We start from the raw sequence: 21799 nt of genomic DNA on the forward strand, positions 1-21799 counted from the left end.
AGGGAGTCCATGCGGAGCATCGACGACCGACGACAACGCGGCAGGCGTGCGTGCCAGGCCCCGCCGAGCAGACGGGACTTTGCGGACACGACCTAGCCGCGGACTCGGAGTGCGCGGGCGAGGTCGTCGAGTTGGTCGACCAGCTTGCGGCGCAGGAGGGGGAGGATGTCCGGGTCGGTGAGGCAGGTCCGGCCGGCCTGGAGGTTGGCCTCGTCGATGGCGTACGCGGGGAATGCCCAGCGGCCGGCGGCCTCGCCGATGGCCGGGCCGCGGCGGGCGCCGAGGGCGACGGCGTCCGGGTAGTAGCGGGTGACGTATTCGGTGAGCAGTTCGGCCTGTTCGGGCTGCCAGAAGCCCTGGGCGGTGGCGCTGAAGAGGTAGTTGGACAGGCTGTCGTCGTGGAAGAGGCGGTCCCAGGCTGCGGCCTTGGCCTCGGGGGTGGGGAGCGCGGCGCGGCAGCGGGCCGCGCCCTCCTCGCCGGTGGCGCTGGGGTCGGCGGCGAGGGCGGCGTCGATGTCGTCCGCGCCGACGGCGCCGAGGACGGCGAGGCGGCCGAGGATGCGCCAGCGCAGTTCGGGGTCGAGTGCGGGGCCGCCGGGGACGGTGTCGTCGGTGAGCCAGGCGGCGATGGTGTCGGGCTGGGTGGCGCTGTCGACGAGGGTGCGTACGGCGGTCAGCCGCATGCCGGGCTCGGAGCCGTCCTCGGTGCGCCGCAGCAGGTCGCGGGCGATGGTGGTGAGGGCGGCGAGTGCGGCGGTCCGCTCCTCGGGGGCGACGTAGCGTACGGCGACCTGGGTGCGGGCGAAGGCGAGCACGCCCTGGACGATGGCCAGGTCGTTCTCCTCGGGCAGGTGTGCCGAGGCGGTCCGCAGGAAGTCGTGCGGGTCGAGTTCGCCGTCGCGGACCATGTCGCGCAGGGAGTTCCAGACGACGGCGCGGGTGAGGGCGTCGGGGATGCCGGAGAGGCCGTGCCGGACGGTTTCGACGGAGGTTTCGTCGAGCCGGACCTTGGCGTAGGTGAGGTCGACGTCGTTGAGGAGGAGCAGGGCGGGGCGGGCTCCGGTCACCGAGATGATCTCGTCGGAGGGGATGTCGAGGTCGAGGAGTTCGCGCAGTTCCAGGAAGCGGTCGTCGACTGGGTCGCGGTCGTAGACGCCGACGGCGATGTGGTGGGGGCGGCTGCCCCGGCGGTCGACGGCGAGGGTCCAGCCGGCGGGGGTGTCGGGGCGTCCCTCGGACTCCTCGATGCGGGGGGTGAGGGTGTCGATGCCGGTGGTGCGCAGCCAGATGTCGGCCCAGGCGCGGACGTCGCGTTCGGTGTGCGCGGCGAGGGAGTCGATGAAGTCGGCGAGGGAGGCGTTGGCGAACTTGTGGCGGGCGAAGTGGGTGTTGATGCCGGCCAGGAAGTCCTTCTCGCCGAGCCAGGCGACGAGTTGGCGCAGGGCCGAGGCGCCCTTGGCGTAGGAGATGCCGTCGAAGTTGAGGAGGGCGGAGGCGGTGTCGGGGACGTCGTCGGGTGCGGGGGCGACGGGGTGGGTGGAGGGGCGCTGGTCGGCGTCGTAGCCCCAGGGCTTGCGGGTGACGCCGAAGTCGGTCCAGGTGTCGGTGAAGCGGGTGGCTTCGGTGAGGGTCTGGTAGCCCATGTATTCGGCGAAGGATTCGTTGAGCCAGATGTCGTCGAACCAGGCGAGGGTGACGAGGTCGCCGAACCACATGTGTGCCATCTCGTGGGCGATGACCATGGCGCGGGACTGGCGTTCGGTGTCGGTGACGGCGGAGCGGAAGATGAACTCGTCGCGGAAGGTGACGAGTCCGGGGTTCTCCATGGCGCCGGCGTTGAACTCGGGCACGAAGGCCTGGTCGTAGGAGTCGAAGGGGTAGGGCTCGGTGAATTTCTCCTGGTACCGGTCGAAGCAGTCCTTGGTGACGGAGAGGATCTCGTCGGCGTCGACGTCCAGGTGGGGTGCGAGGGACTGTCGGCAGTGGATGCCGAAGGGCAGTCCGGCGTGCTGGGTGCGGACGCTGTGCCAGGGGCCGGCGGCGACGGCGGCGAGGTAGGTGGAGATGAGGGGGGTGGGGGCGGACTGCCAGATGGCTGCGCCGCTGCCGTCGGGGGCGGCGGCGATGCGGGTGGTGATGCCGTTGGCGAGGACGGTCCAGTGTGCGGGGGCCGTGACGGTGAATTCGAAGACGGCCTTGAGGTCGGGCTGGTCGAAGGCGGGGAAGACCCGCTGGACGTCGTCCAGGAACATCTGGCTGTAGACGTAGGTCTGGCCGTCCGCGGGGTCGGTGAAGCGGTGCAGGCCCTCGCCGGTGCGTGAGTAGCGCATGCGGGTGTCGAGGTGCAGCTCGTGGGGGCCCTCGGTGAGGCCGGTGAGCGGGAGGCGGTTGTCGCTGAGGGCTGCCGGGTCGAGGGGGTTGCCGTCGAGGGTGGCGGAGCGCAGCTCGACGGGCTTCAGTTCGACGAAGGTGTCTGCGGCGGTTCGGGCGGTGAACCGGATGACGGTGGTGGAGTCGAAGGTCTCGTCGTCGCCGGTGAGGTCGAGGGTGACGGCGTAGTGCTGGACGTCGAGGAGCTGGGCTCGGAGCTGCGCTTCGGTGCGCGTCAGTGCGGACATGGGGCCCATGCTGCCCCAGTGGGCGGCCGGACCCCCGGACTTCTACTCTTCGCCCGCGGCGATCGTCTCGTGGTGGCGGATGACCTCGGCGATGATGAAGTTGAGGAGCTTCTCGGCGAAGGCGGGGTCGAGTTTGGCGTTCTCGGCGAGCTGGCGCAGCCGGGCGATCTGGCTGGCCTCGCGGCCCGGGTCGGCGGGGGGCAGCTGGTGCCTGGCCTTGAGGTGGCCGACCTGCTGGGTGCACTTGAAGCGTTCGGCGAGCATGTGGACGACGGCCGCGTCGATGTTGTCGATGCTGTCGCGCAGGCGGGCGAGTTCGGCGGTGACGCTGTCGTCGATGCCTGCGGCGTCCTGGGCGGCGTCGTCGGCCGCGCCGGTGCCCGTGCCGGTGCCGTTGTCGAGGTCGCTGATGTTCATGGTTCCCGAGAATACGTGGCGGCGGCCGTTGGTTCCTCGGGCAGTCGGCCTGTGAGACGACGGCCTTTTACTTGCCGGATTGGAAAGTACTCGCCATAGTGGAAATCACAGGGGAACGATCATCCGTGTGCGAGCGAGGGGGAACCATGGAGGAGACGGCGAAGGCGGTCGGGGCACTCGGCCGGGCGGCCGGTGTGGAGCGGGCGGCGCGGCAGCGCAGTGGCTGGTACGCGCGCTACCTATGGGTGTTCGCGGCCGGTCAGCTGGTGCTCGTGCCGATCGCGGTGCTGTGGCGCGGGCCGGTCTCGGCGGTGGTGTTCTCGCTGACCAACGGGCTGCTCGTGGCCGGGCTGAGCGTGTACGCGGCGCGGCAGCGCGTGATGCGGCGGGGGGCCGGGAAGAAGCACGTACTGCTGGTGGCATCCTGGGCGACGCTGTTCGCCCTGACGGTCACGCTCGGCACCGCGGTGTTCGGCCACGGCGTGCCGTTCGCGGCGGTGGCCGCGGTGGCGTGTGCGCTGCCCCTGGCCATCGGTGCCTGGACCGAGACGCGGAGGACGACATGACGGACGAGCCGACCGCGGACATCGGGGCGGAAGCGAAGCGGGGCGGGCATCCGCGGCACGACCTGGCGCCGCTGCTCAACGCGCCCGTACGGCTTTCCGTGGTGGCGGCGCTGGCTCCGCTGGACAAGGCCGAGTTCGGTTTCGTACGGGACCTGGTCGAGGTCTCGGACTCGGTGCTGTCCAAGCAGGTCGCGGCGCTGGAGGAGGCGGGCTGGGTCGCGGTCCGCAAGGGCCGCGTGGGGCGCCGTCCGCGCACCTGGCTCTCGCTGACCCCCGAGGGCCGGGCCGTCTACGAGCGGCATCTGGCCGCGCTGCGGGCCATCGCACTGGGGTGAGGCGCGTCGGGCGCGCCGGACGCCCATACGGCGGCGTGCGGGACGCTGGGCCGGCCGGCGAGGACGAAGCCCTCGAAGCCGACGAGGGCGAGGAGGACGAGGGAGAGGGACAGGCGCAGCCGGGTGGCTGTGTGGGGGTGGATGCGCGCCCAGCCGGACAGGGGGCTCACCGGGTGACCCGGCCGCGGGCCCGGCCCCGTCCGGCTCGCGGCGCGGGGGGTGTGCTCGCGACGGTGGTACGGGGGCACGTGCGGGCCCGGCTGCGGGGGCCCGGGGCGGCTGCGCCGGTGCTCCCCGGGGCTGCGCCCCGGACCGCGGGGCGGGGCGGGATCGGCCCGGTCGCGGTGGGGGTCATGTCGAGGTGGCGGCGAGGCCGCTCTCCCGGGCCCGGGCGGCGATCTCGACGCGGTTGCGGGCGTCGGGCTTGGCCTGGACGTTGGCCGGGTGGGTCTTGACCGTGGACAGGGAGACGAAGAGCTCTCCGGCGATCTCCGCGTTGGTCAGCCCGCGCGCGAGGCAGCGTACGACGTCGCGTTCCCGCTCGGTCTGGGGCTCCGTGGGGCGGCGGGCCGCGGGGGCGGCGGAGGCCGGGGCGCGCGGGGCCGTCTCGTGCAGCAGCCGCACCGTGATGGCGGGTGGGACGAGGGAGTCGCCCACGGCTGCCGCCCGTACCGCTTCAACCAGCATGGCCGGGCCGGCGTCCTTCAGGAGGAAGCCGCAGGCTCCGCCGTGGAGCGCCGCGTGGACCTACTCGTCGAGGTCGAAGGTGGTGACGATGACGATGTGCGGTGTGTCGTTGCCGGACAGGCGCCGGGTGACTTCCAGGCCGCCGATCCCCGGCATGCGGATGTCGAGGAGCAGGACGTCCGGCCGGTGTTCGGAGACGGCGGCGAGGGCGGCTTCGCCGTCGACGACGGCGGCGACGACCTCGATGTCCGGCCGGCTTTCGAGGATCATCCGGAAGCCGGTCCTGACCATTTCCTGGTCGTCCGCGATGACCACTCTGATCGCCATGCGCCGTCCGTCCCGCTGTCGCCCGCTGCCGCCGCCGTTTCCTTCCCGTGGGACTGGTGTGCGGGTCGGCCCGCAACCGCACGGCGGGCCGCCGGGAGGCCCTTCCGGCCGGTGCGTGCCCGGCCGGAAGGACCTGAGGGGGTTACAGGCCGGCCGCGGCGCTCTTGATCGCGGCGGCGAAGGTGGAGACCTCGGTGTAGACGCCGGGGTAGTTCGGCCGGGCGCAGCCTTCGCCCCAGCTGACTATGCCGACCTGGATCCAGGCGTTGTTGTTGTCGCGGCGGAACATGGGGCCGCCGGAGTCGCCCTGGCAGGTGTCGACGCCGCCCTGGGGCAGCCCGGCGCAGATCTCCTCGCTCGGGACGAGGGAGCTGCCGTAGGCGGCCTTGCAGGTGGCGTCGGAGACGAAGGGGACGGTGGCCTTCATCAGGTAGCGCTGCTGGCCGCCGCCCTCGCGGGTGGCGCCCCAGCCGGCGACGGTGAAGGTGCCGTTGTCGTAGGCCTTGGTCTCGGCGATCTTGAGGGTGGGCAGGTTGATGGGCTTGGCGAGCTTGATCAGGGCCCAGTCCTTGCCGGTGCCGTTGTAGCCGGGGGCCTGCAGGACCTTGGTGGACTTGACCTTGATGGCGCTGGAGCTGTTGAGGTCGACGACTCCGGCGGTGGCGGTGATGGAGGTGTTGTTGCCGGAGCCGCTCACACAGTGGGCGGCGGTGAGGACGATCTGCTGGGTGTACAGGGCGCCGCCGCAGCCCATGGAGAGGCGCACCATGAAGGGGAACTCGCCCTGAGCGGCGCGGGTGCCGCCGACGACGGGTGCCGGGCCGGCGGTGGCGGTGCCGGGCTGGAGGCTGACGGCGGCGAGGGCGACCGCTCCGACGGCGAGGGTGCGCTTCATGAACTGCACAAGGGTGGTCACAGTCAACACACTGCCTTTCGTGGGGGGTTGGGCTGTGCGTGTCATCGGGTGAATGACGGGTCCATGACACAACAGGCGCGTGGTGGACATCAAGAACGCAATTTCGGCCAACTCCCGCCCCGGCGGCAGGGATTGCTGTAAGGAGGGCTCGATGACGCAGAACGGTGGGCCGGGCGGCCCCATCGAGCACGGATTTCCGCACCTGGCGGCCGTCCGCGCCTCGCTCACCGCACTCTTCCGCCGACTGTCGGCCGACGGGATCCGCGCCTACGACACGAGCTTCGCCCCCGCCGACGCCGCCTTCGACGCCACCGACGACCTCCACCTGGGCGCGCAGCGGGTGGCCTCCGCCATGGTGCGCGCACTGCGGCTGCCCGACGCACGCGTCCTGGTCTCCTTCCGGCCCATGGAACAGGCGGCGACCGTGGAACTGGCCGCGGGGCCCGAGTACTTCATCGAGGTCAACGACCGCTTCCGCACCCACCGCCGGGACCTGGCGGCCGCCCTGGCGCACGAAGTCGCCCACGTCCTGCTGCACCGCCTGGACCTGCGGTTCCCCGGCACCGCGGAGAACGAGATCCTCACCGACACCGCCGCCGCCTACCTGGGGGCGGGCTGGCTGCTCCTGGACGCCTACCGCGAGGACGCGCTGACCCACCAGCGATTCGGCTACCTCACCCCGGAGGAATTCGGCTACGTGCTGGCCAAGCGCGCCGCACTGTTCGGCGAGGACCCCTCCACCTGGTTCACCAGCCCCCAGGCGTACGAGGCTTACGTGCGCGGGCGGGCGCGGGCCGAGCGCGACCACCGCCGGGCCCCGCTGGCGGCCGCGGGGCCGCTGGCACGGCGGCGGTACGCGAAGGCGCGGCGCGCCGGGGCCACCCCGGCGGACGGACCGGCGGCCACCCGGGCGGACGGACCGGCAGCCACCCGGGCGGACGGACCGGCGCAGGGGCAGGCGGACGAACCGGCGGGTGCACCCCCGGACGGCCCGGATTACCGCTTCGAACAGGACGGCACCGGGCCCGGGTTGCGGGTGAGCTTCCCGTGCCCGGTGTGCGCGCAGCGGCTGCGGGTGCCGGTGCGCGGACGGCTCCGGGCCCGGTGCGCCCTGTGCCACACCGTCCTCGACTGCATCACGTAGGACCATTCATCACGCGGCCACGAAAAGTTTCCTACCGGCCAGTAGACAGGGGTGCGGTTCTCGCCAACTCTGGTCACGTACATGCCAACTCGTGACCGAGGGAGCGCCCCCCCATGCGCAGTACCCGCCGCACCCGTATGCCCCGTTCAGCCGCCGCCGGCGTGGCCGCGGCCACCGCCGTCCTGGCGCTGGTTCCGGCCACCGCCGCCCAGGCCGCGCCCGCCCCGGCGCCCGCGCCCGTATCGGCGCCCGCGTCCGCGTCCCCGGCCGCCTCCGCACCCGGGGGCAACGCGGCGATCCTCGGCATCGACTACGCCACCTGGCAGCGGGACGTCGCCGCCGTCATCGACGCGGCCCGGCCCGCCATCGAGGCGCGCATCGCCGCCTCGCCCGCCGGCGAGAAGCCCGCCCTCGTCCTCGACATCGACAACACCTCGCTGGAGACGGACTTCCACTGGTTCTGGACCTTCCCGACCCCCGCGATCACCAAGGTCCGCGCGCTGACCCAGTACGCGCACGCGCGCGGCGTCGCGGTCTTCTTCGTCACCGCCCGCCCGGGGATCATCCACTCCCTCACGGAGCGCAACCTCAAGGCCGTCGGCTATCCCGTCTCGGGGCTCTACGTCCGCGATCTGCCCGACCTGTTCGACGAGGTCAGCGCCTACAAGACGGGCAAGCGGGCGGAGATCGAGGCGCGCGGCTACACGATCATCGCGAACATCGGCAACAGCCCGACCGACCTCGTCGGCGGTCACGCGGAGCGCACCGTCAAGCTGCCGGACTACAACGGCAAGCTCTCCTGATCCCGGGGCGGCCGCGCGGGGCCGGCGGGACGACGGACAACATGATGGGCCTTTCGCGGTTCAGCGGGGGGATGTAGCGGGTAGTCATAGGACACCGCACCAACGAAGACTCGGGCCCGACCCCTCGCCAGGGGGCCGGGCCCGCTTCCGTGCCGCGCCGCCCCATCCGCTCCGGGACAGCCCTCGCCTCCTGCAGGTGCGCCGCCCGTAACTGGAGTCGGCCCTGGAGATGCTCGGGCTCGACGGGCCCGGGGCGGACGCCGGGCGCTGAGTCCGGGCCCCGGCCCTGAGTCCGGGCTCCTGGCCCGAGTCCGGGCCCGGGCCCGGTCGCCGTCACGGTGCCGCGTTCGCCCCGCCCACCAGGTTCAGCTGCCAGGAGACCCCGAAGCGGTCGTTCACCCAGCCGAATCTGGCGCTGAACCCGTAGGAGCCCAGCGGCATCAGCTCCGTGCCCTGCTCGGCGAGGGCGGCGTAGAGGCGTTCGATCTCGGCCTCGGCCTCGCACTGGACGTACAGCGACATCGCGGGCGTGAAGCCGAACTCGTGCTTGACCGAGCTGTCGATGCACATGAACGACTGCCCGGCCAGGGAGAAGGACGCGTGGCGTACGGTCCCCTCCTCCCCGCCCGCGGCGTCGTCGGGGCCGTAGCGGCTGATGCCCAGCACCTCGGCGTCGTCGAACAGGGAGAGGTAGAAGGTCATCGCCTCCTCGGCCCGCCCCTCGAACATCAGGAACGTGGTGATCTTCTGCGGGCTCGGCGTGACGGTCATCGCTGCGTCCTGTCCCTTCGGCTGCCGGTCCTCCCGGAGCAGAAACCCTAGGGGCTGTCCGGCCGGATCGGGCCGGGCCCGCGCCGGATCACCGCGCGCCGTACACCGGCAGCGGAGTGTGCGCCGCCGCGAGGAGTTTCAGCGTGGCCTCCCCCGCCTCCACCGGGGTCCACCGTGCGCCCCGGTCCGCCGTGGGGCCCGGCCGCCAGCCCTCCATCACCGTGATCCGGCCGCCCTCCGCCTCGAAGACCCGGCCCGTGACCCCCGCCGAGGCGTCCGCGCCCAGCCACACCACCAGCGGGGACACGTTCTCCGGGGCCATCGCGTCGAAGGCGCCCGCCTCGGGGGCGGCCATGGTCTGCGCGAAGGTCTGCTCCGTCATCCGGGTCCGCGCCGCCGGGGCGATCGCGTTGACCTGGACCCCGTAGCGGCCCATCTCCTCCGCCGCGACCACCGTCAGGCCGAGGATCCCCGCTTTGGCCGCGCTGTAGTTGCCCTGGCCGACCGAGCCCAGCAGCCCGGCCCCGGAAGAGGTGTTGACCACCCGGGCAGCCACCGGCCGGCCGGCCTTCGCCTCCGCCCGCCACCACGCGGCGGCCGACCGCAGCGGCAGGAAGTGGCCCTTCAGGTGCACCCGCATGACCGCGTCCCAGTCGTCCTCGTCCAGGTTCACCAGCATCCGGTCGCGCAGGAAGCCCGCATTGTTGACCAGGGTGTCCAGGCGCCCGAAGGTGTCCACGGCCGCCGCCACCAGCGAGGCCGCCCCCTGCGGGGTCGCGATGTCCCCGCCGTGCGCCACCGCCTCCCCGCCCCGCGCCACGATCTCCCCGGCCACCTGCGCCGCCGGGCCGTCGGGCCCCGGCAGCCCGTCCAGCCCGACCCCCAGGTCGTTCACGACGACCTTCGCCCCTTCCGCGGCGAAGGCCAGCGCATGGGCGCGCCCCAGTCCCCGTCCCGCGCCCGTCACGATCACGACCCGGCCTTCGCACAGTCCCGCCATCTCAGCTCTCCTTGTCGACAGTTGCCTTGTTGACCGTGGCCGCGTCCAGGAACGCCGGGCGCTCCCCGCCCCCGTGCACCAGCAGGCTCGCCCCGCTCACGTACGCCGCCCGGTCCGAGGCCAGGAACACCGCCGCCTCCCCCACGTCCGAGGGTTCGGCCAGCCGCCCCAGCGGGACGGTGGCGCCGACCGCCGTGATGCCGTCCTCGTCCCCGTAGTGCAGGTGCGCCAGTTCGGTCCGCACCATGCCCAGGACCAGCGAGTTGACCCGTACGTCGGGGGCCCATTCGACGGCCATGGACCGGGCCAGGTTCTCCAGCCCCGCCTTGGCCGCGCCGTACGCCGCCGTTCCCGGCGAGGGCCGGGTGCCGCTGACGCTGCCGATCATGACGATCGAGCCCCGTGCTTCCCGCAGCCACGGATGCGCAGCCAGCGAGGCGGTCATCGGCGCGAGGAGGTTGAGCTCGACGACCCGTGCGTGGCGCTGCGCCTCGCCCTCCCCCAGGAGCCGGTACGGGGTGCCGCCCGCGTTGTTGACCAGGCAGTCGAGCCGGCCGTGGCGCCCTGCGACCGAGCCGAAGAGGTCGTGCACGGCGGCGCTGTCGCGCAGGTCGACCGGGACGAAGGAGGCCTTCCGGCCGGCCTCCGTGACCGGTTCGTCCGGGGGGCGCCTGGCGCAGACGACCACGTCCGCGCCGGCCGCGAGGAACGACCGGGCGATCCCGGCGCCGACGCCGCGGGTTCCCCCGGTGACGACGACAACCCTCCCGTCGAGCTCCATAGGCTGCTACCTTCCTCACCTAACAAATGTTTGGTGGAAAGGTAGCTGATCCTCTCATGAGTGTCTCCACCTCGAGCCCCGACAAGGGCATCGCACTTGTCACGGTCGACTTCCCGCCCGTCAACGCGCTCCCCGTGCAGGGCTGGTACGACCTCGCCGACGCCCTGCGCACCGCCGGCCGCGACCCGGAGGTCCGGTGCGTGGTGCTCGCCGCCGAGGGGCGCGGCTTCAACGCCGGCGTCGACATCAAGGAGATGCAGCGCGACACCGGACACGCCACCCTCATCGGCGCCAACCGGGGCTGCTACGAGGCCTTCGCCGCCGTGTACGAGTGCGAGGTCCCGGTCGTCGCGGCCGTGCACGGTTTCTGCCTGGGCGGCGGCATCGGGCTCGTCGGCAACGCCGACGCGATCGTCGCCTCCGACGACGCCACCTTCGGACTGCCCGAGCTGGACCGGGGCGCGCTCGGCGCCGCCACCCACCTGGCCCGGCTGGTCCCGCAGCACCTGATGCGCGCGCTGTACTACACCTCGCGCACCGCGACCGCCGCCGAACTGCACACGCACGGCTCGGTCTGGAAGGTGGTCCCGCGCGCGGAGCTGCGCCCGGCCGCCCTGGAGCTGGCCGCCGAGATCGCGCGGAAGGACGGCTGCCTGATCCGGCTCGCGAAGGCGGCCATCAACGGCATCGACCCCGTGGACGTGCGCCGCAGCTACCGCTTCGAGCAGGGCTTCACCTTCGAGGCCAACCTCAGCGGGGTGGCCGACCGGGTCCGCGACACCTTCGGAAAGGGAGAGCGCGCATGACCGGCAGGACGGACAAGGTACTGACCCCCGAAGAGGTGGTCGGGCAGCTGCGCAGCGGGATGACCATCGGCATCGGCGGCTGGGGTTCCCGGCGCAAGCCCATGGCCCTGGTACGGGCACTGCTCCGTTCCGCGGTCACCGATCTCACCGTGATCTCCTACGGCGGCCCCGACGTCGGCCTGCTGGCCGCCGCCGGCCGGATCCGCAGACTCGTCGCCCCCTTCGCCACCCTCGACTCCATCCCGCTGGAGCCCCATTTCCGGGCGGCCCGCGAGCGCGCCGCCTTCACCCTCACCGAGCTCGACGAGGCCATGTTCATGTGGGGGCTGCACGCCGCCGCCAACCGGCTGCCCTTCCTCCCCGTCCGCGCCGGCCTCGGCTCCGACGTGATGCGGGTCAACCCCGAGCTGCGCACGGTCACCTCCCCCTACGACGACGGCGAGGAGCTCGTCGCCGTCCCCGCCCTGCGCATGGACGCCGCCCTGGTCCACCTGAACCGCGCCGACCGCCTCGGCAACGCCCAGTACCTGGGCCCGGACCCGTACTTCGACGACCTGTTCTGCGAGGCCGCCGACGCCGCCTACGTCTCCTGCGAGCAGCTCGTGGAGACCGCCGAGCTCGCCAAGGCCGGACCCCCGCAGTCCCTCCTCGTCAGCCGGCACTCCGTGACCGGGGTCGTGGAGACCCCGAACGGTGCGCACTTCACCTCCTGTGTCCCCGACTACGAGCGCGACGAGCCCTTCCAGAAGCTGTACGCGACCACCCCCTGGCCCGAGTTCTCGGCGCGCTTCCTGTCCGGGGCGGGCGAGCACGACTACCAGTCCGCCGTCCGGACCTGGCACGAGGAGCAGCAGTGACGACCACCGCCCCCCGCACGGTCTCCCGCGCCGAGTACTGCGTGATCGCGTGCGCCGAGGCATGGCGCGACAACGGCGAGGTGCTCGCCAGCCCGATGGGCCTGATCCCCTCCTTCGGGGCCCGGCTCGCGAAGCGGACCTTCTCCCCCGATCTGCTGCTGACCGACGGCGAGGCCATGCTCGTCGGGCTCGACGGTACGCCCGAGGGCTGGCTCCCGTACCGGCGCCACCTGACGATGGTGACCGGTGGCCGGCGGCACGTGATGATGGGCGCCAGCCAGATCGACCGGTTCGGCAACCAGAACATCTCCTGCATCGGCGACTGGGAGCGGCCGTCCCGCCAGCTCCTCGGGGTGCGCGGGGCTCCCGCCAACACCTTGAACAATCCGGTGAGTTACTGGATCCCCAAGCACTCCACGCGGGTGTTCGTCGAGCGCGTCGACATGGTCAGCGGTGTCGGCTACGACCGCGCGGAGGCGGCCGGTGTGACCCGCTTCCACCGCCTGCCCCGGGTGGTCAGCGATCTCGGCGTCTTCGACTTCGACGGGCCCGGCCACTCGATGCGCCTGGCCTACCTGCACCCCGGGGTCACCGTCGAGCAGGTCCGGGCGGCCACCGGCTTCGAGCCGGCGATCACCGGCGAGGTCCCGTGCACCCGGGAGCCGACCGCCGAGGAGCTGCGGCTGATCCGCGAGGTGATCGACCCGAAGGGGTTGCGCGACCGGGAAGTGCGGGGCTGACGCGATGGCCCTGGAGACGGCATTCACGAAGCTGGTGGGGGTCGAGCACCCGATCGTGCAGACGGGCATGGGCTGGGTCGCCGGCCCCCGCCTGGTGTCGGGTGCGGCGAACGCGGGGGCGCTGGGCATCCTGGCCTCGGCGACGATGACGGTGGACCAGCTGCGTTCGGCGGTCCGCGAGGTCAGGTCCCGCGTGCCGGACGGGACCCCCTTCGGGGTCAATCTGCGCGCGGACGCCGGGGACGCGGCCGAGCGAGCCCAGCTGATCATCGACGAGGGGGTGCGGGTCGCCTCCTTCGCGCTCGCGCCGTCGAAGGAGCTGATCGGACGGCTGAAGGACGCGGGTGTGGTCGTCATCCCGTCGATCGGGGCCCGGCGGCACGCCGAGAAGGTGGCCGCGTGGGGCGCCGACGCGGTGATCGTGCAGGGCGGCGAGGGCGGCGGTCACACGGGGGACGTGGCCACGACGGTGCTGCTGCCGCAGGTCGTGGACGCCGTGGACATCCCGGTGATCGCGGCGGGCGGTTTCGGCGACGGCCGCGGCCTGGTCGCCGCGCTGTCGTACGGGGCGGCGGGCATCGCCATGGGCACCCGTTTCCTGCTGACCTCCGACTCCACCGTCCCGGACGCCGTGAAGGCCGAGTACCTGCGGGCCACGGTCAAGGACGTCACCGTGACCACGGCCGTCGACGGGCTGCCGCACCGCATGCTCCGTACGGAGCTGGTCGATTCGCTGGAGCGGGCGGGCCGGGCCCGGGCGCTGGTCCGGGCGGTGCGGCACGCGGCCGGCTTCCGGAAGCTGTCCGGTCTGAGCTGGCCGCAGATGGTCCGCGACGGCCTCGCGATGAAACACGGCAAGGACCTGTCCTGGAGCCAGGTCCTGCTCGCCGCGAACACCCCGATGCTCCTCAAGGCGTCCATGGTCGAGGGCCGTACGGACCTCGGCGTCATGGCATCGGGCCAGGTCGCGGGGGTGATCGATGATCTCCCGTCCTGTGCGGAGCTCGTCTCCCGCGTCATGGCCGAGGCACACACCGTGCTGGACCGTCTGCACCGGTCGAACGGGCAGCACTCGCTCCGCACCCTGCCACCACCAGGGTGATCCCCCTTCTCCGTCACAGGAGTCGCCCCCATGAGCCGTGCCCGAATCCGCCTGGCGACCGCGGCGGCCGCCGCCGCCCTCGTCGTCGGGACCCTGCCCGCCTCCGCGTACTCGGCGACGGCGCCCGGAGCCGGGGCCAGCGCCCGGCACCACCACCAGCAAGCCGAAACGATTCGTCAGATCCCCCTCCAGGGCGCCGTCAACCTCCGGGACGTCGGCGGATACCGCACCTGGACCGGCGGTCAGGTCCGCCAGGGGCTGGTCTACCGCTCCGACACACTGAGCAAGCTGACCGACGCGGACGTCACCACCGTCTCCGGTCTCGGCCTCAAGAAGGTCATCGACTTCCGCATTCCGATGGAGATCCAGTACGACGGCGCCGACCGGCTGCCCACCGGACTCTCCCCCACCGCCCGCCCGGTCAGTGACCTCGGCCTCTACGGGACCCTCGTCGGCGCGATCGGCAGCGGCGACCCCGTCGTCCAGGAGCAGATGCTCGGCGGCGGCCGCGCCGAGGCCTACATGCGCGACATCTACCGCACCTTCGTGAGCAGCCCCGAGAACCGGGCGCAGTTCGCGGCGACCCTGCGGGAGATCGCGGACGGCCGGCAGGGCCCGGTCCTGTACCACTGCACGTCCGGCAAGGACCGGACGGGCTGGATGAGCTACGTGCTCCTGCGCGCCCTGGCGGTCCCCGAGGACACCGCGGAGCGCGACTACCTGGCGTCGAACACGTTCCGCGCCGCCTACGACGCCCGGGTGCGGGCGGGCCTCAAGCAGTCGGGCCGGATGCAGAACCCGGACCTGCTGATCCCGCTCCAGGAGGTCCGTCAGGACTACCTGGACTCGGCGACGGCGCAGCTGGAGGCCGACTACGGCAGCTTCTACGGCTACCTGACGCAGGGCCTCGGCCTGGACCTGCGGACGCTGGCGAAGCTGCAGGACAGGATGGTCCGGTAGCGGCGGCGCACAGCACGACGCCGGGCAGCGCGTCCTGCGCTGCCCGGCGTCGTGGTGCCTGCGTTGTGCGGGTCGGTCAGACCGCCCGGCGGCGGCCCTGGCCACCGGTGCCGACCCGGCTGCGCGAGGAGGCCGCGGCGGCGCCGCCACCGGAGCCGCCCGTGCCGCGCCGGCCGCGCTCGCCACCGGATCCGGCAGCGCCGCCGCCGCCGGCCTGGCCGCCGCGACGGGCCTGGCCCGACCCGGAGGCCGCCGGGGCCTGACCGGAGGTGCCCCCGCCGGAACGGCGGCCGCGGCCGCCGTTCGCCGGAGCGCCGCCCGTGGCGGAGCCGGTGCGCGGACCGCCCGACCGGCGGCGCGAGCCGGAGCCCGTACCGGAGCCAGAGCCGGAGCGAGGCTTCGGCGGGGTCGGCTGCGGCACGTCCAGCACCACCGGGATGCCCGAGGGCTCCTTGGCGCCGGTCAGCCGGGCCAGTTCCTCGTCCGAGGACTTGATCTGGGCGGTGCGCGGGGAGATCCCGGCGTCCGACATCAGACGGGACATGTCCCGCTTCTGGTCGGGGAGGACCAGGGTGACCACACTGCCGGACTCACCGGCGCGGGCCGTACGGCCGCCGCGGTGCAGGTAGTCCTTGTGGTCGGTGGGCGGGTCCACGTTGACGACCAGGTCGAGGTCGTCGATGTGGATGCCGCGGGCCGCGACGTTCGTGGCGACCAGCGCGGTGACCTCGCCCGTCTTGAACCAGTCCAGGGTGCGGTTGCGCTGCGGCTGGGAGCGGCCGCCGTGCAGGCCGGAGGCGCGCACGCCGTCGGCCAGCAGCTTCTTGACCATGCGGTCGACCCCGCGCTTGGTGTCGACGAACATGATCACCCGGCCGTCGCGAGCGGCTATACGCGTCGCCACGGCCTTCTTGTCGGTCTCGTCCATGACGTACAGGACGTGGTGCTCCATGGTGGTGACCGCACCGGCCGACGGGTCGACGGAGTGGCCGACCGGGTCGGTCAGGAACATCTTGACGAGCTTGTCGATGTTCTTGTCCAGCGTCGCCGAGAACAGCATCCGCTGGCCTCCGGCCTCGACCTGCTTGAGCAGCGCCGTGACCTGCGGCATGAAGCCCATGTCGGTCATCTGGTCGGCCTCGTCGAGGACGGTGATGGAGACCTGCGAGAGGTCGGCGTCACCGCGGTCGATGAGGTCCTTCAGGCGGCCGGGGGTGGCGACGAGCACCTCGGCGCCGCGGCGCAGGGCGCCCGACTGCCGGTTGATCGACATGCCGCCGACGACGGTCGCGATGCGCAGGTTGACGGCCGTGGCGTACGGGGCCAGGGCGTCGGTGACCTGCTGCGCGAGCTCACGGGTCGGTACGAGGACCAGCGCGAGCGGCGCCTTCGGCTGCGCGCGGCGGCCGGCGGTACGGGCCAGCAGCGCCAGGCCGAAGGCCAGCGTCTTGCCGGAGCCGGTGCGGCCGCGGCCGAGCAGGTCACGGCCGGCGAGGGAGTTCGGCAGCGTCGCGGCCTGGATGGGGAACGGCTCGGTGACGCCCTGGGCGGCGAGGGTCTTCAGCAGCGCCTCGGGCATGTCCATGTCCCCGAACGACTCGACCGGCGGCAGCGCCGGGGCGATCGGCTCGGGCATGGTGAATTCCTGGGGCCGGGCAACGGGCGCGGACTTCTGCCGTCCCGCGCCAGACTTCGGACGCCCCTGGGCCGCACCTCGACCCCGGGTGGGGCGGCGGCTGGGTCGTGCGGAGCTGGAGCTGGTCATGCGAGAAAGCCCTCCTGAAACCGGCAGGTAAAACAAAGGTCGAAACAGCAGACAAGCCGGGGCCCGCACCTCGCGGTGCGGACCCCGGCATGCTGAAGAACTTAGGCGGGGATGATGTTCTCCGCCTGGGGGCCCTTCTGGCCCTGGGTGACGTCGAAGGACACGCGCTGGCCCTCCTGGAGCTCACGGAAGCCCTGGGTGGCGATGTTCGAGTAGTGGGCGAAGACGTCCGGGCCGCCACCGTCCTGCTCGATGAAGCCGAAGCCCTTTTCCGAGTTGAACCACTTCACGGTGCCAAGTGCCATTTTAAATCTCCTGAATAGGCGGCAAAGGGCCCCATCCGGAGATTCCGGCAAAACAATAAAAGCGCCTGAGGAACATTCCCGTCAGGCGCACATAAAGTTCATGGGTACCACAACTGCAACGAGCTCTAAGCTAGCACACCTCGCTGCGGGGAGTCCCGGGGCAAGGGGTGTGACCTGCGCCCTCCACCCCGCCGACGTGCGCCGTGCCGACCGGCCCGGTGGGCCGGCCGGCGGGCCGGAGCCCCCGTCCCCCTTGGGTTGCGGGCGGTCCGGACCCTTCCGGACGCCCGCCCCGACCGGCGGCCCGGCTCCGCCGTGGGCGAAAAGATTCATCCTTACGGGTCGGACCACCGAACGTCCGCAGCCACGGCCGCCGCACGGGCGGGGACCCGCAGGACGGCGCCCCTCACCCCCGGCCCGGAGCGGCCCGGCCTACAGCCGCTCGATGATCGTCACGTTGGCCTGGCCGCCCCCCTCGCACATCGTCTGGAGGCCGAAGCGGCCGCCGGTGCGCTCCAGTTCGTGCAGGAGGGTGGTCATCAGCTTCACCCCGGTCGCCCCCAGCGGATGGCCCAGGGCGATCGCGCCGCCGTTGACGTTGACCCGCTCCGGGTCGGCCCCGGTCTCCTTCAGCCAGGCCAGCACCACCGGGGCGAACGCCTCGTTGATCTCCACCAGGTCGATGTCGGCCAGCGACATGCCGGTCTTCTTCAGCGCGTGGGCCGTGGCCGGGATCGGCGCGGACAGCATGCGGATGGGGTCCTCGCCGCGTACCGAGAGGTGGTGGATGCGGGCGCGCGGGCGCAGGCCGTGTTCGCGTACCGCCCGCTCGGAGGCGATCAGCATCGCCGCGGCGCCGTCCGAGACCTGGGAGGAGACGGCCGCCGTGATGGTGCCGCCCTCGACCACCGGCTTCAGGGTGGCCATCTTCTCCAGGGTCGTGTCCCGGCGCGGGCCCTCGTCCGCGCTCACGTCCCCGTACGCCACCGTCTCGCGCGCGAAGCGGCCCTCGTCGATGGCCCGGATCGCCCTCCGGTGGGAGCGGAGTGCGAATTCCTCCATGTCCTGCCGGGTGATGCCCCACTTCCGCGCGATCAGTTCGGCGCCGTGGAACTGGTTCACCGGGGCGTCCCCGTAGCGGGCCCGCCAGCCCTGCGAGCCGGCGTACGGCCCCTCGTCGAGGCCGAGCGGCTCCGCCGCCTGCCGTGAGGCGAAGGCGATCGGGATCATCGACATGTTCTGGGTGCCGCCCGCGACCACCAGGTCCTGGGTGCCGGACAGGACGCCCTGCGCCGCGAAGTGCACCGCCTGCTGCGAGGACCCGCACTGCCGGTCGACGGTGACCCCCGGCACCTCCTCGGGCAGGCCGGCCGCCAGCCACGCCGTCCGTGCGATGTCGCCCGCCTGCGGTCCCACCGTGTCGAGGCAGCCGAACACCACGTCCTCCACGGCGGCCGGGTCCACCCCGGACCGCTCGATCAGTGCCTTCAGGACGTGCGCGCCCAGGTCGGCCGGGTGGACGGCGGACAGGCCGCCCTTCCGCCGCCCCACGGGGGTGCGTACCGCATCGACTATGTAGGCCTCGGGCATCGGGACTCCTCAGACGGTCGGGTCTCTCACGTGGGGCGCAGTGCGATCCCGTCCAGCACCATCGACAGGTACTGGCGGGCGATCTCTTCGGGGCTGTGCTGTCCGCCCGGCCGGTACCAGGACGCCGCCACCCACACCGTGTCGCGCACGAAGCGGTAGGTGAGGCGGATGTCGAGGTCGGCGCGGAAGACCTCGGCGGCGACGCCCCGCTCCAGCGTCCCGAGCCATGCCTTCTCGAACTTCTGCTGCGAGGCGGAGAGGTAGTGGAAGCGGGGCTGGGCGGAGAGGGTGCGGGACTCCTTCTGGTAGATGGCGACGGCGGCGCGGTGCCGGTCGATCTCCCGGAAGGACTCGGTGACGAGGGCCTCGATGGTCTCCCTGGGGCCGAGACCGGCGGCGAGGACGGTGTCGTACCCCTCCCACAGTTCGGTCAGGAACGCCGAGAGGATCTCGTCGAGCATCGATTCCTTGGAATCGAAGTGGTAGTAGAGGCTGCCGGCGAGCATGCCGGCGGCGTCTGCGATCTTGCGGACGGTGGTGGCGTTGTAGCCCTGCGCGGCGAAGACCTCGGCGGCGGTGTCGAGGAGTTCACGACGCCGTTCCGGGGAGGCCGTCACCTGCGGCTTCTTCTTGACTGTCGGCTTGTTCGTTGGCACGCGCCCATTCTCGGCCAGGTGATGCCCTGCCGGGCGTCGCGGGCCCGGTCCGGTCGGCAAGGCATCCCCTAGGCGTGCTGGCTGCTGACCGACACCGTCTCGCCGGTCATGTACGACGAGTAGTCGCTGGCCAGGAAGACGATGACGTTGGCGACCTCCCAGGGCTCGGCGTACCGGCCGAAGGCCTCGCGGGCGGTGAGTTCGGCCAGCAGCTCCTCGCTGGTGACCTTCACCAGGTGCGGGTGCATGGCCAGGCTCGGGGCGACCGCGTTGACGCGTACGCCGAACTCCGCGGCCTCCAGGGCGGCGCAGCGGGTCAGCGCCATCACTCCGGCCTTGGCGGCGGCGTAGTGGGCCTGGCCGGTCTGGGCGCGCCAGCCGATGACGGAGGCGTTGTTGACGACCACCCCGCCGCCGCCGGAGGCCCTGAGCGCCCGCAGTGCGGCGCGGGTGCAGCGGAAGGTGCCGTTGAGGGTGACGTCGAGAACGCGGGACCACTGGGCGTCGGTCATGTCGACGAGGGCGGCGGTGCCGCCGAGGCCGGCGTTGTTGACGACGATGTCGAGGCGGCCGTGGGTGTGTTCGGCGAGCGCGAAGAGGGCCTGGACCTGGTCCTCGTCGGTGACGTCGCAGGGCAGGGAGGTGACGCGGTCGGCCCCGAACTCGGCGGCGAGCGCCTCCTCGGTCTCCTTCAGGCGGCGGGCGTGGGCGTCGCCGATGACGATGCGGGCGCCCTCCTCCAGGAGGCGGCGGGCGGTGGCTCCGCCGATGCCGGCGCCGGCTGCGGCGGTGACGACGGCGGTGCGGTCCTTCAGCAGTCCGTGCGCGGGGACGTAGTCGGGGGCGGTCACGCCCGTACCTCCTCGGGGAAGGCCGGGGAGCGGAACTCCTCGACGCTGCTCATGCCGTACGTTAGCCTACCAAACACTTGTTAGGGAAGCTTCGCGAAGGGGGCGGCCGGCCGATGGACCTCACCATGGACCTGACCCAGACGGCGGAGGTGGAGGCCTTCCGGGCCGAGGCCCGGGCCTGGCTGGCCCACCGGGTCCCCGCCTCCCCCCTGCCCTCCCTGGAGACGGCCGAGGGTTTCGCGGCGCACCGGGAGTGGGAGGCGGCGCTGCACGCGGACCGCTGGTCGGTGGTCTCGTGGCCCGAGGAGTACGGGGGCCGGGGCGTGGACATCGTGAAATGGCTGGTCTTCGAGGAGGAGTACTGGGCGGCGGGCGCGCCCGGCCGGGTCTCGCAGAACGGCATCAACCTCCTCGCGCCCACCCTCTTCGACCACGCGAGCGCGGAGCAGCGGGCGCGGGTGCTGCCGTCCATGGCGAGCGGCGAGGTGATCTGGGCGCAGGCCTGGTCGGAGCCCGAGTCGGGGTCCGACCTGGCGTCCCTGAAGTCGCGGGCGGTCCGCACGGACGGCGGCTGGCTGCTGTCCGGGCAGAAGACCTGGTCCTCGCGGGCGGCCTTCGCGGACCGCGCCTTCGGGATCTTCCGCAGCGACCCGGACACCGCGAAACCGCACCAGGGGCTCACGTATCTGATGTTCGACCTGCGGGCACCGGGGGTGACGGTGCGGCCCATCGGCCGCCTCGACGGCAAGCCGGCCTTCGCGGAGCTCTTCCTCGACCAGGTCTTCGTACCGGACGAGGACGTGATCGGGGAGCCGGGGCAGGGCTGGCGGATCGCCATGTCGACGACCGGCAACGAGCGCGGGCTGACCCTGCGCTCCCCCGGCCGCTTCCTGGCGGCGGCGGACCGGCTGGTGGGGCTCTGGCACGCGCGCGGGGACGCGTCCGACGCCGCACTGCGGGACCGGGTGGCGGACGCGGTGGTCGGGGCGCGCGCGTACGAGCTGTTCACCTGGGCGAACGCCTCCCGCTTCGCGGCGGGCGAGGCGATCGGGGCCGAGTCCAGCCTGAACAAGGTGTTCTGGTCGGAGTACGACATCGCCCTGCACGAGACGGCGCTGGACCTGCTGGGCGCGGACGCGGAGCTCGCGGAGGGCGAGTGGGCCGAACCGTGGGTGTTCTCCCTCGCCGGGCCGATCTACGCGGGGACGAACGAGATCCAGCGCGACATCATCGCCGAGCGGCTGCTCGGCCTCCCGAAGGGCCGCCGCTGATGCGCTTCCTGCCGACCGACGAGCAGTCGGCCTTCGCCCGTACGCTGCGCTCCCTGCTGGCCGCGGCGGAGGTCCCGGCGGCGGTACGGGCCTGGGCGGACGGCAAACCGGACCCCGGGCGGGCGCTGTGGGCCGCTCTCGCCCGGACGGGACTGTTCGCGCTGGCCGTGCCGGAGCGCTGGGAGGGGGCGGGCCTGCTCCCGCTGGAGATGTCCCTCGGCTTCGTGGAGCTGGGGCGGGCCGGGGTGCCGGGGCCGGTGGTGGAGAGCGCCGCCGTGTCGGTTCTGCTGTCGGAGCTGGGGGACGAGTCGCTCGCCCAGCGGTTCCTGCCGGGGCTGGCCGGGGGCGAGACCTCGGCGACGCTGATCCTGCCGGGCGGGAGCCCGTACGCCCTGGACGCGGACGCGGCGACGTACCTGTTCACGGTGTCGGGGGCGGGCGAGCTGCGACTGGTCGGCGGCCCGGGCGGCGGCCGGGACGGCGCGGGCGGCGCGGGTGAACCGCTCCGGTCCACGGATCCCGCGCGCAGGC

At 72.7% G+C, this 21799-nt stretch carries 23 protein-coding genes and 1 pseudogene; 11 read left to right on the plus strand and 13 right to left on the minus strand.

The features are described from left to right. Positions 1-92: 92 nt before the first annotated feature. Positions 93-2618 (minus strand): aminopeptidase N, encoded by a 2526-nt coding sequence (gene pepN, locus ACWGE1_RS29455; protein ID WP_453423498.1) that lies wholly within the window; start codon positions 2616-2618, stop codon positions 93-95. 42 nt (positions 2619-2660) lie between these two features. Next, positions 2661-3035, minus strand: coding sequence for a chorismate mutase (locus tag ACWGE1_RS29460; protein WP_453423499.1), 375 nt, complete (start codon positions 3033-3035; stop codon positions 2661-2663). Positions 3036-3181: 146 nt separating this feature from the next. Between ACWGE1_RS29460 and ACWGE1_RS29465 the strand changes: the two genes are divergently transcribed. Continuing rightward, positions 3182-3601 (plus strand): hypothetical protein, encoded by a 420-nt coding sequence (locus ACWGE1_RS29465; protein ID WP_453423500.1) that lies wholly within the window; start codon positions 3182-3184, stop codon positions 3599-3601. Next, the gene (locus tag ACWGE1_RS29470; RefSeq protein ID WP_453423501.1) at positions 3598-3936 is read left to right on the plus strand and encodes a winged helix-turn-helix domain-containing protein; all 339 of its coding nucleotides are present in this window, start codon (positions 3598-3600) and stop codon (positions 3934-3936) included. Before ACWGE1_RS29465 ends, ACWGE1_RS29470 begins: the two co-directional genes overlap by 4 nt. Here ACWGE1_RS29470 and ACWGE1_RS29475 read toward each other — a convergent pair. The 3 genes and pseudogenes from ACWGE1_RS29475 to ACWGE1_RS29485 all read right to left on the minus strand — a co-directional run bounded on the left by ACWGE1_RS29475 (position 3891) and on the right by ACWGE1_RS29485 (position 5845). After that, entirely contained in the window at positions 3891-4106 is a 216-nt protein-coding gene (locus ACWGE1_RS29475; RefSeq protein ID WP_453423502.1) for a hypothetical protein, read from the minus strand. The two genes, ACWGE1_RS29470 and ACWGE1_RS29475, sit on opposite strands and share 46 nt — an antisense overlap. Positions 4107-4287: 181 nt before the next feature. Next, positions 4288-4950, minus strand: a pseudogene (locus ACWGE1_RS29480) (response regulator transcription factor). Between the two features lie 142 nt (positions 4951-5092). Continuing rightward, positions 5093-5845, minus strand: coding sequence for a serine protease (locus ACWGE1_RS29485; RefSeq protein WP_453423517.1), 753 nt, complete (start codon positions 5843-5845; stop codon positions 5093-5095). Between the two features lie 172 nt (positions 5846-6017). Here ACWGE1_RS29485 and ACWGE1_RS29490 point away from each other — a divergent pair, with 172 nt between their 5' ends. Then, the gene (locus ACWGE1_RS29490; protein WP_453423503.1) at positions 6018-7010 is read left to right on the plus strand and encodes a hypothetical protein; all 993 of its coding nucleotides are present in this window, start codon (positions 6018-6020) and stop codon (positions 7008-7010) included. Between the two features lie 113 nt (positions 7011-7123). After that, positions 7124-7813, plus strand: coding sequence for an HAD family acid phosphatase (locus tag ACWGE1_RS29495; RefSeq protein WP_453423504.1), 690 nt, complete (start codon positions 7124-7126; stop codon positions 7811-7813). A gap of 333 nt (positions 7814-8146) precedes the next feature. Here the strand turns inward: ACWGE1_RS29495 and ACWGE1_RS29500 are convergent, their stop codons facing one another. The 3 genes from ACWGE1_RS29500 to ACWGE1_RS29510 all read right to left on the minus strand — a co-directional run bounded on the left by ACWGE1_RS29500 (position 8147) and on the right by ACWGE1_RS29510 (position 10365). Then, the gene (locus ACWGE1_RS29500) at positions 8147-8584 is read right to left on the minus strand and encodes a VOC family protein (protein ID WP_453423505.1); all 438 of its coding nucleotides are present in this window, start codon (positions 8582-8584) and stop codon (positions 8147-8149) included. A gap of 88 nt (positions 8585-8672) precedes the next feature. Continuing rightward, positions 8673-9584: an SDR family oxidoreductase gene (locus tag ACWGE1_RS29505; protein ID WP_453423506.1), complete on the minus strand. Its 912-nt coding sequence runs from the start codon at positions 9582-9584 to the stop codon at positions 8673-8675. 1 nt (position 9585) lies between these two features. After that, positions 9586-10365 carry an SDR family oxidoreductase gene (locus ACWGE1_RS29510; RefSeq protein WP_453423507.1) on the minus strand — a complete coding sequence of 260 codons (780 nt, stop codon included), beginning with the start codon at positions 10363-10365 and terminating at the stop codon, positions 9586-9588. 56 nt (positions 10366-10421) lie between these two features. Here ACWGE1_RS29510 and ACWGE1_RS29515 point away from each other — a divergent pair, with 56 nt between their 5' ends. From ACWGE1_RS29515 to ACWGE1_RS29535, 5 genes are read left to right on the plus strand one after another with little or no spacing between them, the layout of a single operon-like run. Beyond that, complete coding sequence (locus ACWGE1_RS29515) at positions 10422-11171, plus strand: enoyl-CoA hydratase family protein (RefSeq protein WP_453423508.1); 750 nt, start codon at positions 10422-10424, stop codon at positions 11169-11171. Next, positions 11168-12028, plus strand: a complete 861-nt coding sequence (locus tag ACWGE1_RS29520) for a CoA transferase subunit A (RefSeq protein ID WP_453423509.1) — start codon at positions 11168-11170, stop codon at positions 12026-12028. Before ACWGE1_RS29515 ends, ACWGE1_RS29520 begins: the two co-directional genes overlap by 4 nt. Then, the gene (locus ACWGE1_RS29525) at positions 12025-12768 is read left to right on the plus strand and encodes a CoA-transferase subunit beta (protein ID WP_453423510.1); all 744 of its coding nucleotides are present in this window, start codon (positions 12025-12027) and stop codon (positions 12766-12768) included. The genes ACWGE1_RS29520 and ACWGE1_RS29525 overlap by 4 nt, the downstream gene beginning before the upstream one ends. Positions 12769-12778: 10 nt before the next feature. Continuing rightward, on the plus strand, positions 12779-13870 hold the full coding sequence (locus ACWGE1_RS29530) for an NAD(P)H-dependent flavin oxidoreductase (RefSeq protein WP_453423518.1): 1092 nt from the start codon (positions 12779-12781) through the stop codon (positions 13868-13870). 30 nt (positions 13871-13900) lie between these two features. Continuing rightward, complete coding sequence (locus ACWGE1_RS29535) at positions 13901-14830, plus strand: tyrosine-protein phosphatase (RefSeq protein WP_453423511.1); 930 nt, start codon at positions 13901-13903, stop codon at positions 14828-14830. 76 nt (positions 14831-14906) lie between these two features. Here ACWGE1_RS29535 and ACWGE1_RS29540 read toward each other — a convergent pair whose 3' ends face one another. From ACWGE1_RS29540 to ACWGE1_RS29560, 5 genes are all read right to left on the minus strand, one after another. Then, positions 14907-16595, minus strand: a complete 1689-nt coding sequence (locus ACWGE1_RS29540) for a DEAD/DEAH box helicase (protein WP_453423512.1) — start codon at positions 16593-16595, stop codon at positions 14907-14909. 101 nt (positions 16596-16696) lie between these two features. After that, positions 16697-16900: a cold-shock protein gene (locus ACWGE1_RS29545; RefSeq protein ID WP_030010141.1), complete on the minus strand. Its 204-nt coding sequence runs from the start codon at positions 16898-16900 to the stop codon at positions 16697-16699. Between the two features lie 432 nt (positions 16901-17332). Continuing rightward, positions 17333-18490: an acetyl-CoA C-acetyltransferase gene (locus ACWGE1_RS29550; RefSeq protein ID WP_453423513.1), complete on the minus strand. Its 1158-nt coding sequence runs from the start codon at positions 18488-18490 to the stop codon at positions 17333-17335. A 26-nt stretch (positions 18491-18516) separates the two neighbouring features. After that, the gene (locus ACWGE1_RS29555) at positions 18517-19146 is read right to left on the minus strand and encodes a TetR/AcrR family transcriptional regulator (protein WP_453423514.1); all 630 of its coding nucleotides are present in this window, start codon (positions 19144-19146) and stop codon (positions 18517-18519) included. 68 nt (positions 19147-19214) lie between these two features. Continuing rightward, the gene (locus ACWGE1_RS29560) at positions 19215-19997 is read right to left on the minus strand and encodes an SDR family oxidoreductase (protein ID WP_453423515.1); all 783 of its coding nucleotides are present in this window, start codon (positions 19995-19997) and stop codon (positions 19215-19217) included. Between the two features lie 125 nt (positions 19998-20122). On the opposite strand from ACWGE1_RS29560, the gene ACWGE1_RS29565 reads away from it, so the two are divergent. Then, a complete protein-coding gene (locus ACWGE1_RS29565; protein WP_453423519.1) occupies positions 20123-21268 on the plus strand; it encodes an acyl-CoA dehydrogenase family protein in 1146 nt (381 codons plus the stop codon). After that, on the plus strand, positions 21268-21799 hold a 532-nt coding region (locus ACWGE1_RS29570; RefSeq protein WP_453423516.1), incomplete at its 3' end, for an acyl-CoA dehydrogenase family protein. The genes ACWGE1_RS29565 and ACWGE1_RS29570, both read left to right, overlap by 1 nt.

The organism is Streptomyces sp. NPDC054932 (genome assembly GCF_053610205.1).